10 protein-coding genes are annotated in these 12473 nt (G+C 59.3%); 2 read left to right on the top strand and 8 right to left on the bottom strand.

From position 1 onward, the window contains the following. Positions 1-213: 213 nt before the first annotated feature. The 4 genes from ACUXVE_RS06260 to ACUXVE_RS06245 form a co-directional block, all read right to left on the bottom strand. Positions 214-864 (bottom strand): DUF7002 family protein, encoded by a 651-nt coding sequence (locus tag ACUXVE_RS06260; protein WP_049455419.1) that lies wholly within the window; start codon positions 862-864, stop codon positions 214-216. Positions 865-868: 4 nt separating this feature from the next. Next, positions 869-2533, bottom strand: a complete 1665-nt coding sequence (locus ACUXVE_RS06255) for an adenylosuccinate synthetase (protein WP_315829516.1) — start codon at positions 2531-2533, stop codon at positions 869-871. Beyond that, positions 2505-2882, bottom strand: a complete 378-nt coding sequence (locus tag ACUXVE_RS06250) for a hypothetical protein (RefSeq protein ID WP_445514023.1) — start codon at positions 2880-2882, stop codon at positions 2505-2507. The genes ACUXVE_RS06255 and ACUXVE_RS06250 overlap by 29 nt, the downstream gene beginning before the upstream one ends. 570 nt (positions 2883-3452) lie before the next feature. After that, positions 3453-3779 (bottom strand): MazG nucleotide pyrophosphohydrolase domain-containing protein, encoded by a 327-nt coding sequence (locus ACUXVE_RS06245; RefSeq protein ID WP_445514022.1) that lies wholly within the window; start codon positions 3777-3779, stop codon positions 3453-3455. 741 nt (positions 3780-4520) lie between these two features. Here ACUXVE_RS06245 and ACUXVE_RS06240 point away from each other — a divergent pair. Beyond that, positions 4521-6101, top strand: a complete 1581-nt coding sequence (locus tag ACUXVE_RS06240; RefSeq protein WP_445514021.1) for a MobA/MobL family protein — start codon at positions 4521-4523, stop codon at positions 6099-6101. A 716-nt stretch (positions 6102-6817) separates the two neighbouring features. Here ACUXVE_RS06240 and ACUXVE_RS06235 read toward each other — a convergent pair. From ACUXVE_RS06235 to ACUXVE_RS06225, 3 genes are read right to left on the bottom strand one after another with little or no spacing between them, the layout of a single operon-like run. Then, on the bottom strand, positions 6818-7303 hold the full coding sequence (locus ACUXVE_RS06235) for a hypothetical protein (RefSeq protein WP_445514020.1): 486 nt from the start codon (positions 7301-7303) through the stop codon (positions 6818-6820). Between the two features lie 37 nt (positions 7304-7340). Next, on the bottom strand, positions 7341-8789 hold the full coding sequence (locus tag ACUXVE_RS06230) for an argonaute/piwi family protein (protein WP_445514019.1): 1449 nt from the start codon (positions 8787-8789) through the stop codon (positions 7341-7343). After that, positions 8789-10654 carry an SIR2 family protein gene (locus ACUXVE_RS06225; protein ID WP_445514018.1) on the bottom strand — a complete coding sequence of 622 codons (1866 nt, stop codon included), beginning with the start codon at positions 10652-10654 and terminating at the stop codon, positions 8789-8791. The genes ACUXVE_RS06230 and ACUXVE_RS06225 overlap by 1 nt, the downstream gene beginning before the upstream one ends. 598 nt (positions 10655-11252) lie before the next feature. On the opposite strand from ACUXVE_RS06225, the gene ACUXVE_RS06220 reads away from it, so the two are divergent. Next, complete coding sequence (locus tag ACUXVE_RS06220; RefSeq protein ID WP_445514017.1) at positions 11253-11858, top strand: hypothetical protein; 606 nt, start codon at positions 11253-11255, stop codon at positions 11856-11858. A 27-nt stretch (positions 11859-11885) separates the two neighbouring features. On the opposite strand, the gene ACUXVE_RS06215 is transcribed toward ACUXVE_RS06220, so the two are convergent. Further along, a complete protein-coding gene (locus tag ACUXVE_RS06215; RefSeq protein WP_222390212.1) occupies positions 11886-12278 on the bottom strand; it encodes a ribonuclease inhibitor in 393 nt (130 codons plus the stop codon). Positions 12279-12473 lie beyond the last annotated feature (195 nt).

Below are 12473 nucleotides of genomic sequence, written 5' to 3'. Positions count from 1 at the left end.
TTCACTCGTTGGCCGTCACATTAATGAATGAAATATAAATGAGCTATTGGCTTGTTAGGCTTTGTTTTCTAAGAGTTGGGGCGACTCAAGGCGCCCAATCTCACTCTATGCGAGCGCCTCAGCTTGAGCTCCTCTTTTTCAAAAGATGGCGGGTACCCGGGTGTGTCGAGTTCCCAATTTGTCTCATATATTGGGGTGTTAGGTAGAAATACATCACCGCGTCCACACCACTGCTAGCTGGGTATCGCCTTGGACCCGGGTCACGTCGACCACGTGGTTCGCGATGTCGGGCACTGAGTAGTCGACGACCAGCTCCACCACCTCTTTTACTGGGTTGCCGACTCGGTTCACCGGGTAGTCCGGAATGCGTTTGAAGATGGTCTCATCACGGTAATGAGGAATGGGCAGGGTGTTGCCCGAGTTCATGTGGCAGAGCCAGGTGCGCGCGAAGTGCGCATCCAGCAAGCTAGCCGTGTTTACTCGCAGAACGTCGTGCTGAGAGGCTCCATAGGATCGAAGCAACCTACCCAGTCGCTCCGGACTCACCCAGAAGAATACTTTGCTATTGATGAGGCGATACCACTGATCAGTGCTAAGCCCGGCTGGCAGTGCTTGCTCCAGCCGGCTAGGGGGCATTGGACGCTGGTCTCGCAAAACGATGTTATCGGCCGCACCTGGGCGCAAGTGGAACATCTCCGGCCGATAGGAGCTCTCAAGGGCATTGCGCTGTGCACCGGCTATTCCAAGCGCATCCAACGAAGCAGTGGTGGACAGCAGGCCGCGCTGTTGGATGCTAGGCCACGTGCCCGCTTCAGCCATGTGGTAGACGAACGGATAACGAATAAGGAGTTTTTCCAGTTGCACAGGGTCACCTAATGGGAGAGCGGGCCGTCCAATTGCGACGGTCAATGATGGAGCGGAGATCCTTGAAATCACCGTCCTTCTGAGGGAATCGCGTGTTGATCAATGACACGGGTGCCTGTGCCACACGCTCCAGTTCTTCAATGAACTTGATCGTGTCGGAGGACAACTGCTCAAATCTCCGCGCCTTCTGGTTGCTCGCGCTTAGATAGTCCACGAATGTCAGCACGATGTCCGTGGGCGCGTTGAGGTCGCAGGCCCGTCGGAACTGACTCCACTCAAACCAGCCCACTCGCCGCTTACGGTTGGTGGTCGAGGTTTTTTCGGCCGCCTCGACGTCGTCAGGGTTGAGGCCCGCGCTCTCGGCGATGATGCGGAACGTGGTTTCAACCTTTAGGTGACCGGAGATGTTCCCCTTGTTCCCATCGGGATCAGCCACTCGAATGGGCGTCGTGCGAACCACCATCAGTATTTTGCGCACCCGGCTGGGTGAGATGCCTGCTTCGGCCAGGCATCCGGCCACGTTGGTGTCGCGGGAGGTCACGTAGGGATACTCGCCGTGATACAGGCTCAGGGCACTGCCTTGCGTGCCTTCAAGCAGGACAGAGTGACCATGTCGGTATGCCAGTTCCAAATGTTCCACCGTCGAACCCAGATAGGGCTCCAACTCAGGGATGTCCTTGGCTAACTTTGGTTGATCCGGCTTGCCTCGGTTACGGATGCGCCTCGCCTTGGCCTCGCCGCTACCACTGCCGGTGGAAGCAATGGTGCCTTTTACTCCACCCTCTTCGTTGGCGATATCCTCCGCATCGATGATGGTGGCCTGCGGGTCGATGAACAGCCTTTCCGGTCCTATCTCCGATCTCGCGATCTCAGCCAGCAGCGCTTTAACGTTAAGAGTGATGCCAGGTCCCAGAAGGATCTTGGCATTGGAAAAGCGCGTTCCTGAGGGCAACTGGTGGTGGACGATCTTGCCGTCTGCGTTGGCCACGGTATGGCCTGCATTCGGGCCGCCGACCCGAATCAGTACGTCATACTCGTTGGCTAAGTAAGCCACGATGTTTCCCTTGCCCTCGCTGCCGTATTGACCTCCAACCAACACATCCACGCATCGCAGTTCGGGTGGGGTGAGCAAATGGAGCTGGGCTGCGACACGCACTAGCGTGTCTTCACTGTCCGTGCGTTCGGTGAAGATGCGAACGTCGGCGTCCGCCTTCAGGCTTTCCACCGACTCGGGTGTTAGGTGGTCGATGTCCGAGTAATTGGGAGCATCAGACGAAGATTCTGTTTCTTCATAGCGCTTCAGTAAGGTGGCTTGGGTGGCATAGAGATGGACGTGAACCAGGTTGGTGCTGAAGCACTCCCGAAATTGGCGAACCTGTTCGGCACTGCTGACGTGGTCGACCACGATGCCTGGCTCGTGATCCTGCAACAGCTCAAACTGAGGCAGCACGCCCTCCACAATCCACTTGGAGTTGCTTTGTTCATCCTGTTTGCGCGCCTCCTCGATAAGGACAGGGCGGCTACCCTTGCCGTCGAGCTCTAGCTGCATGTTGAGGATGTCGCGGGAGGAAACCACCCGAAATCCGTACGTCTGCCGCAGCTTCTCGGCTAGCCCTGTCTTCCCTGTGCAGGTCTTGCCACTAATGATGACGACATGATGCTTCTTCATACCAGCCTCCCGCCTGATTGATCTGCATCGCAATCTCGTGTGCCGTCTGCACAGTGGTGTCGAAGACACGATCAGCAATGTCGATGAGGGAACGTGCATTGACTTCGTTGGGATGAGAGGCCGCAATTCCGTAGGCCGTGTCGGACAAGCCGCTACGGATCCTCAGGGCGTCATCCGGGGCTGTCAGGTGGACGTGCATGACAGCGGAACCAAACTGCCCTCGAAAGTGCTCGACCTGCCGTCGCTTACGCACTGCGTCGAAAAGCCAGTTGAACGCGTCTGGGGCATTGGCGACAGCAGAAGTCGCAATCGGATCCACCACCCAGAGGAAGTCAGTCTTCCGGTCCAAGTCGTCACCTGCTTCTTGCAGTCTCAAGCGAGCCTGCGCAGGCTCTAATCGCTCCACCCCGGGACTCAGCGAGCGAAGGTAGTCACTAGAGCTGATCTTGAGGTAGCCAAACTGCTGAACTAGCTCGCCGGTGACAGTGGACTTCCCAACCTTGAAAGGACCGCTGAGCAGAACAATCCGCAGAATCCCCATAACTGCCAGGCGCCCCCTGCGCCGTTGAACAGGTCAGTTGCGTTGCATGAGCTTTTGTACCCCGCCTAAATAATGCCCATGACGGGCTGCAACTTTCAATACGGTGTCGCTAAATAGATGTCACAAAAGCGTTTCCAGAAGCCGCTGGGTCCGGAGTTTGAAGCGGGCGGGGTACTGGGTTTAATGAAATACTAACACCGGGATTAGCGTGCTAAAGGTGGGTAGCCAGAAGTTGGCTCGGCAGACGGCCGTCGGTAGGCAATTGCTTCTAAGTGTGGTGAACGTTAGGCCGCACGTTTGGCTTCGCCGCTTATGGATGCGGCCACGTGGGGCCGCCGGCACAATTACTTTGTGCCAACTTCGGTGCGAGGATTGAGTTCAAGAAGCTGGGCTAACGGTCCAAGTTCTTGTTTCATTGACCACCTCTTTGGAGACGAAAGCCTCGCCCAGGTCAATGTGGTAACGGTTAGCGATGGCGAGCAGGTAGTTAAGGATGTCGGCCAGCTCACTGCCGACCTCGCCGACTTGGGATTGAGGATCAATGGCCAAGCCCGATGTTTTACGAATCGCCTTGAACAGTTCACCCATTTCCTCGCCGAGGAGCAGGCACTTGTCTGCAGCGCTCTGGGTGAGGAAGCCACGGGCAAGTTCAGCTTGCGCGACGTGAGCCTGCAGTTGGCTCAGTGAGGAATTTGGGGTGATCATGCACTCACTCCTAAGAATGTGAATGGGACATATTTTTGCTGGTCGAGGTTCCGATTCTAGTAAAAACCACTTGCGGTTTAAGGCTCTGTTGGACTCGCCACAGGGATCTGAGTGGCGTTTCCGCCCATCCCGAAGCTTCACGCCCCCACCGTTGGCGCCGTCTGCGTTGATGGGAGTTTAGACGGGCCCGATCCCAACCCACTTGGATTTGGCGGGGCGGCCATCTTAGCGTCTCTACCCGTGGAGGAAGGTCGAATTGGGGTAAGGTCCTTCCAACTGACATGTGATCCGCGCAATCAGCTGTGCGTTGGCTTGTCACCGTCCCGAAAGCCATTGAAAGACAAGGCGCTGAATCGACTGGTCGCCTTGGGAAGCAGGTCTGCGCCTTTGGCTGAACGATACTTACAGTCTGCTTTGGCGAGTCTGTCCATGACCTGGCGTAGGGTGTGAAGGTGGGTATTGGTTTGGTGCTGTCATGCCGATCTCCTTTGTCGATTGATTTTGAGTGAAGCAAATAAATCGGCCACGTCAAGATCACTGGAGCCGCGACATCTACTCGCCCATCTAGCTCCCCTACCATCGAGAATTAGAGCAAAATCTGGAAGAGCAAGAGCGCACCTAGGCGTCACTACGTGACGCGTGCGCAAATGGCTTCGCCCCTTGAACCCCAATCGCTTTCAGCGCTTGCGAAAATCCAAAGCCACGGCATAAACAAAGCCACATCCACTGCTTTGGAGCCACATGGCCATCTACCACGCGAATGTCAAAACCTTCAGTCGAGCTAAGGGGCACTCGTCCATTGCCGCTGCCGCCTACCGCGCTGGGCTTCTTCTCGAAGACACGCGCACTGGGCAGCGCCACGACTACCGTCGGCGGGACGGCGTGGTTGAATCACGCTGCATTATTCCCGGCGATGCACCAGGTTGGGCCCTGGTGCCTGCCGCACTTTGGACGGAGGCCGAGGCCGCGGAACGCCGAAAGGATTCCACCATCGCACGGGAGTTCGAGTTTGCGCTGCCCCACGAGTTGGACGATGACCAGCGATCGTCTCTTGCCCTCGCAGTGGCGCGGGCCTTGGTGGACCGCTACGGCTTTGCTGCACAAGCCAGCATCCACAGTCCCGGCAGCAAAGGAGGCATGAATTGGCATGTCCACATTCTGGCAACCACCCGCCGGCTTGGCCCTGATGGCTTCCTGGACAAAACCCGAGAGCTCGACGGAGGCCCTGCAGGCCGGGCCGAGGTCGAGTGGATCAGGGAACTGGTGGCCGCGACGACGAATGTGCATCTGGAAGCTGCAAACCTGGACGTTCGCGTGGATCATCGCAGTCTGAAGGCCCAGTCCGACGAGGCGCTCGCGCGCGGGGACCTCGTGGCCGCCGCAGTGCTATCGAGGGCTCCCACGCGTCACCTGGGAAAAGACGCGTCAGCCATCGAGCGCCGCGGGGAGTACTCAGAGCTAGGGGAGAGGAACAGGTCCATTCAGGAGGCGAACCAACACGCCTTCGATGAAGTGCTAGCCCGGTTTGAACAGGAAAACCGGGCCGCGGCGCCTGAGGGGCACAGTGAAGCGCAGGCCCACCGCGAGGCAAAGCGCTCGACCATCGATCAGACGCTTGCCTTCTCCGATGGGCAGATCGTTGTATCGCACGGGTTGGGCAAAGCCATCGGCGAGAGGCGCTCCGACGGCAGCACCGAGGGCGCTCCCAGGGAGGCCCCCTCGGTGGAGACCATCCGGATTGAGGTGGTCCGTCAAGGCGACGCGCTCAGGGATGAATTGGCTGCCCATGCGCTCCATTCCACGCTGAAAGCGGTCAGTGCACTGGCGAGCGGAGAAGTCGTTCCCGAAGAGTGCAAGGAGCATCGTTCGGCGCTCAACGCACTGCTGCTGGGCTTGAAGCGGTTTGCAGCAGCATTGGTCCGTTTCCCCAAGCGTCTTAAAGCTGTGCGCCGTGCGATCCGATTGCGGCACATGGCTGAACAGGCGTGGGACGACTTTGTGGCCAACCACCCGGAACCCGGGGTGTCTTGGACGGCTCGTGAGTGGGCCAGGCGTCGCGGCCGCCGGTTGGCAGCTCTGGAGCAGCGGTCTGCTGAGTTGGCTGCAGCCCAAGCTGCCACAAGCCCGGAGCAAGAGGCGATCTTGGCCGAGGACCTACGCTTGCGGAAAGAGTGCTTGGAGGCTGCGAGCGTGGCTGTCTTGGAACGTTGCTCTGTTCGAGCCGAGCCAACCCGGGAGGCGCAGTCGGATCTCCAAGAGTGGCCCGTCGCGTCGGACGCGTCCCAGCCATCCGCCATTCCACGGCGCCCCAGATTGCACTAAACGCAACGAGCCCCGCCTAGCGGGGCTCTTCTCGTTTCAGGTGGCATCTTTCAGTGAATAGCAGGGCCCGAGCCTCGCGATGTTGAAGGTGACGTGCTCTTCTTGGCGCGGCTACGCCGCCACTCATCTGTAGGGATGAAGGTGCGGTCCACCACGGCTTCACGTGTGCGCGTCTGTGGCACCGGCGTTGGGGGTGTGAACTTGCCACGCCGTGGCTGGTCCTCCTCCCACTGTCGGATCAGTTCAGCAGACACCTCCAAGGCATGCCTCACGTCTTCGACGCGGTCGCCGAGTTGACGAGAAGGTCCTTGGAACATGAGCCCGATGAGCAGTTGGCTGGCGACTTGGAATTGCGGGTGAGAGAACATGGTTGAGCTCCTTTGAGCCGAGGTGGTGCGCTCATCAAAGCACCATCGCCTCACTTGGCAACCCGGGATTTTGGGCCTTCTTTCACAGAAGCCGAAGTTGGTCGTGCTGGAAAACCATCAGCTTTGGCCGTGCTGAAAACGCGCATAGGCATTCCGATCGCACATTGGCAGGGCTCATCGATGACTGGCTCGCACAGGCCAGGCGGTGACCTGAAGACCAGACTCGGAAGCTCAGCGGGCTACCCTGACTTGAGAAGCTTGATGTCCGCAGTGCGCTGGAGCTGTTGAAGATGGTCTGGTGACTCGCTGGACCACCGACGCGCTAGAGCCGCGTCTCCTGGTTAGTGCTCAGCCAGCGAGACCGCCCGCAATACCGCCGGCGATCGCAACGAAAATGGGGTGTTCGAGCAGCTTGGCCAAGCGCGACTTGGCCTCCACTTTCTGGTCTTCTGTGGCGCTTGAGGCTTCTATAGCCTGATGCAGCGCTTGGACCGCACCGACAACGTTCTGGGTGTTGTAGTCGCCGATCTGGATGGAGTGCGATCCTTGAATGTTGATGGTGGGCGCTCGCTGTTGATTCACAGGGGCCGCACCAGTCTTCAACTGGTAGTGTGGTCCAAAGCGTCCAACGCTCCCATCGTAGAAGGCGACGCCCACGATGTAGGAGCGCTCAGTTTTTCCGTTTGGAAGCGTCCTGGTCACATGGTCGCCAACGTCCACGTCTGCGGTGCGGTCGTTCAAGATTACGGTCGGTCCTGCAAAACTGGCTTGGTAGGGACCTTTGAATTCCCCGGACGGCTTTTCGATGTAGGCGTCCTGCATCTTACCGATCATGGTATCGATCTCCTTTTGCTAACGTCACGATGTGGTATTACATGAACAACCGGTAGGGGTAGCTGTTTCCAGGGAGATCCTGAACGTTGGAGATGGTTCTGGCTAGCTTCTGGGAGTAGCGGATGCTGACGGGCACTGGGTCGTAGAGTGCGTCGTTGTTCCAGTCCATTTTGGTCAGCGCCAACGTTTCGTGGGCGATCGTTTCCAGTGGTCCGCTGCCCGCGTGACGGGTCAGTAGAAGTGGACGTGGGATGCTCTTCCCGCCTTGGTAGTAGTCTGATTTGCTTGAAACGTCTGAAACATTGCCCGCAGCCCAAAGAAGAGCGCACGTGCCCGACCGAGGCACGAAGGTGCCGCGAGGAACTGGATATCTGGCTGGTTGGGTGCGCGCAGTCCCGCTAGAGGATTTGACCAGCCATACTCCCCGCCAAGTCGGTCTGGAGCTGATCTCAACGCATTCCACCTCGGGGACGGCGGTCAAGGCGTCACGAGCACCTAGAACTTCGTCTTGCTTGAACGCATTGCTCTTGTGGATGACCATTCGCCGAGGAAGGGTGCCACCGTTGCGCTGTTGGTAGATCGACAGACTGCGGGCAATGACCGCTCGCATGTCTTCTCGTGACAAGAACGGATTCCTTCGTGCTTCGCGCACGTCCTTGACCGGATCCTTTGCCTCGAACGCCACGAACTGCATGCCGCCCCCGTCCATGTCGAACACCTGCGAGCAGCAGGTGACAAAGTGGGTTTCGTCGTTGACCTTCTTCAGCGCGTATGCCAAACCGATGTAGGCAGTGTCCGCGGGCACTCCCGCTAGAGGGGCGAGCTTCCAAGGAATGCCGCCGGCTTTGACATAGAGCGCGATCGACAGCCTCCAAGCCAGCTGAGCCTTGTTTGAGAAACTGAAGGTCCGGTCGTTGAGCACCTGGGTTGGGATGCCGTGCTTTGCTCCCAATGCCTTGAGAACATCGTGCGCGTCGAATCCGTCCCCGGATGTGTGAGGAAGCCATGCCTCCGGGAGATGAACTAGAACCACATCAAACTGCTCGTGTCTTGTGCTTAGTTGCGAGAGGGCTGCATCGAAGGCGGCCACCAAGCGAGTCTGAAGCGGACCAGATCCTGGAAGATCGTTGATGGAGTCGGGCCAACGGATGTGGTTAGCCTTGTCAGAGGAAGCCAAGTCCACGCCGAAGACACTGGCAAAGCCGGGAAAATCTGGCGCGTAGCCGCTTCTGTCGCTGGCCGAATGTTGCTGCTTCAGCGATGCCATGAGTGCGCCACGGGTCTTGAACGCCCTTTCTGGGCCCACTGTGGCAATGCGAACGGTGGGCGTGAACTGGCTGAATGTCTGGTGCGAGAAGGGGCCGTAGTGCGCCAGCCCGCGAAGGGGGTGGACATCTCGCCCCCCGGACTGTTCAGGAGAAAAGGCCAGCTCCGGCTCCGAAAGCAGGGACAGCGGTGGTAGCTGCGAGCGAGAAACATCTACCATTACTGCCTCCGGTCAAAGTATTTGTCGTGATGTCCGGGACGACTGAAGCCCGTGAGTGGTGAAATGCGGAAAGCCGCATCGACTCCCTCTTGAGCTTCGATTCCGAATGCTTGAAAGGTGATGCCCCGTGGGGACGTGAGCAAGCTTGCCCACGCGTCGATGATGTTGGCCCATGCACCGTTGTATTTGGTGGCCCACCGCTCTCTTCTCCAGTCAGCGGTCGGATCTGGCCGGCGCTGCGGCGACCAAGCCAGTGGGTCGCTCGCGGCCGCGTCTGAAGGAGCAGCCCGCTCATCGCGCGGCACTTCTACGGCGGTGTAGGGATCGAACCCGCACCACCAGCGTCCCTCAATTTCTTCTAGCCGAACCGAGATGGCTTCGTTGTAGTTGCGGCCGTAGATTTGTCCGGTGAGCTTGCCACCATAGGCTGCCTTCAGCTTTGAAAGCTGACTTTCACGACGCTGCCGCTGTTCTTCCGTTTCTCCGTCTCTCGTGCTCGCAACCAGTAGGGAGTGGCCGGAACGCTTGAGTCTGGGAATCAACGGTCGCCGCCTAGCCAACGCGCGCAGAAGGGCGTCATAGGTGAGTCCTAGCGCCCAGCTGTCTCGGCGAGGGTCCAGCGTCCAGTGCCCGTTAAGTGCTGGCTTCAGTGTGTGCAATGCCGCAAGGATCTCTGCGTCCTTGCCAAAGGCTGCGAGCTCATTTCCCACCATTGAAACCGCCGCGCGGCACTTACTGGTCTTGAGCATTTCCCGTACCTCAAGGATGGAGGATGGGCGGCCTAAGGTTACCCTTCTGGCCGTGGTGGGGAGACTCTCCACCAGCAACGCGGAAAGGCGAAGCACAGGGAACTTCCGAGCTTCCGTCGTACGTACTGGGGCAGGCGCTGCGAGTTGCGCGGGCTGGAAAGACAGGACATGGTCCAGTAGCGGGGCTGGAAGGCTGATTTGGTTGAGCAGATCGCCGGCCAACTCGTCGAACGTCGCGGACTCTATGATGAAGACATTGACGCCCGCAGAAGCAGCATTTGCCAAGAAATCACTTACCGCCGGCAGGAGCTTGGTGCGGGAAGACGTGCACCAATAGAGGCCGCTGGGGAAGGGATTCTCGTAGGCCAGGACGGACTCCAGCGCCTCCATAACGGAGGAGTCGCGGCCGCTGTAGCCGACGACGACCAAGCCGAATCGCTTGCAGGCCTCAACCATGGCCCGGCGCATGTCATTGTCTTGGGAAGCGAGCTCGCTTGTGGTGTTTTTTAGGGACGTGGAATGGTAGTCGCCATGAAGCTTGGCGATGAGGGGCCAGTCACCTTCATCCAAGCAGCGGGTTGCTACATTGGCAGAGTCTAGCGCCGCTACCGCGGGCTTGGCCGCAGTGCCAGGGGCCATCAGCGATGCCGCCAGCAGGCTGGATTCTTCAATCAGAGGATCAAAGTTGGTTGTAAAGACGCATGGGGCCTTTGAGGCGCTTATCAGACCGGCCAGCATGCGGTGCCCAAAACAAGGGGTGCCCTTGCTGATGGCGTCAGCGATGTATTGCCGACGATGGGTCTCTTGCGGATAAAGCGCCTCGAACGCGGCCGCATACTCGGTCGGATCGTTAGGAGGCGGAAGGAGGGGGGTGCGAGAGAAGAACTCGTCGATGCGTTGAACCCACAGTGGATCACTAGGATCAACGTTTCGGCGGGGAAACCGGGTCTCTTGGCAATAGAGCCTGGCTTTGAAGTCCAGGATCATGTCGTAGCCCGTAGGGATGCCCGAGGCCGCAGAAGCGCCGGCACCGAGAAGCCAGGCATGAAGCTCGGGTCGGAGGGCAAAGGTTGTAGCGAACTTAGATGCAGAAATAACCTGGATGGATTTCGTCATCAGGCAGCTGTTGAGTGACCAAGTGAATGGGGCAACCCAATCCTACTACCGCTCGCGTCTCATCTCCTCAGACTCCGAGATTGGAATCGATTCCAATCAACAAATGGGGCGTGCTTGCTGCGGGGGAACGTGTTGCGACGGTGTGGCGTTTTAAACGCTGTTCGGCCACCAATGGGCCAGAATCATTGCTGCAGAAGGGTTTGCTTGCATATGATTCCGGTGAACCCATCGTGCTTCATCAGCGGGGTGTGTTCGGCGGACTTGTCTTTGGACATGGGACTCGTGGATCAGGGGCGTCCGCTCGCGCCGGAGGGCAGCGGGGCGGAGCCGGTACAGGGCTGTCCATGGTAACTGGTCGGGGCAGGGGGGACGCTTTTGCCGGGGGCGTGGCACGTGTCGCAGGTGAACAGCTGCGGTGGCGCGTGCGACTTTCAATGGTTGTGCGGGAGGCTCGGGCGATGGGCGATTGCGAGTGAAACGGTCGTTGCCGGCGCCAGCCTGCTGGTGCTGGGTGAATCCGCGTTATGGGTCACAGCTTTCGGAGGGATTTCCGGCGGAGGGTGGATCGCCGCAATCGGGCGGTCAAACGGAGTCATGCATGTTCCTTCGGGTGTTGCTTGCGATATTTCTGGCCTGCACCGCGGGTCTTTCCCTGGCGGCAGAGGCGGCGCCGTCGAATGACCTGCACCACCTTGCGTTGCGGGTGCTGCACGACGGGGTCCCCGCGTTCTCGCCCCGGCTGAGCGTGCGGCAGGGGCGCACGGCGACCGTCGCGCTGGAGGGCAGGCATGGGCAACGCTATAGCCTGGTGGTCGACATTGCCGAAGCGGAGGCAATCGCCGGCGAAGCGGGTGCAGACCTGCAGTGGAGCCTGTGGCAGGACGGGACGCTGCTGCAGGAGGGCGCATTGACGATCTCTCCGGCGATGGTGCAGGCGGCGGCACTGGAGGGGCGGCCGCTGGGTGTCCGCAAGCGTGGGCTGGGCGGGGGACAGGTCGACGTCCAGGTGCTGGACTATTCGTTGGAGGCGTCGCCCTCGGAAGGAGATGGCAGGGCGACTGCCTGTGCCATCGCCTCGCCGATGGCAACCGCTCGCGATAAGGGATGTTGTGCAGCGAAGTGCCAGGATGGCAGCGGACAGTCGCTCAAGTGCTGTGGTGCAAGCTCCTGCTGTGCATGTGGTACCTGTTGCCACGTTCCTTGATGGGCGTCGGCAGCAGGCGTGGCAGCCTCAGGCCTGTACCAGGGTGATGTCCGGGTGGCTGGCGAAGATATCCATCACGATGTCGAAGTAGGTCTGCCCCTCGCCACGTTGCAGGGCGTCCAGCTGGCGGCCGATGGTTTCGGCATTGAACGTACCCGGCTGCCGCAGCTTGTCTTCCAGCCACGCGCGCGTGGCCTCCAATCCCAGTGCCTCTCGGCTGCGGTCGATGTCGCGCCAGACCAGCGTGGCGGTTTCGTGCCCGGCCAGCGCGCCATAACCGCCGTACAGCAGATCGTCCAGCCCATCGAGACTGGGCCCGAGCTGCCAGGCTTCGCCGGCCATGAATACCCGGTTGATTTCCGCATAGAGGCTGGGGATATCAACAATGGCGGTGCCTTCGATCTGCAGGAATACGGTCATGCGCTGACTATAGCGTTGCGCTGCCAAAGAGCGCGCGACTTATTCATCGGGGTGATACGTTCCCAACCCGCCTTCATTGCTGGACGATGCGGGGCTGCGGGGGGGGGGGCAATCAGCAGGCAGCAAAGAAAGAAAATCCGCTTGAACGCATTTATGTTAATGAGGCGTTGTTTCAATAAATGTGCTTAAAGTTTC

It is taken from the genome of Stenotrophomonas sp. 3(2025) (genome assembly GCF_052665395.1).
Note: the sequence above shows the minus strand (reverse complement) of the source record. Positions and strands in the feature narration are given on the sequence as shown.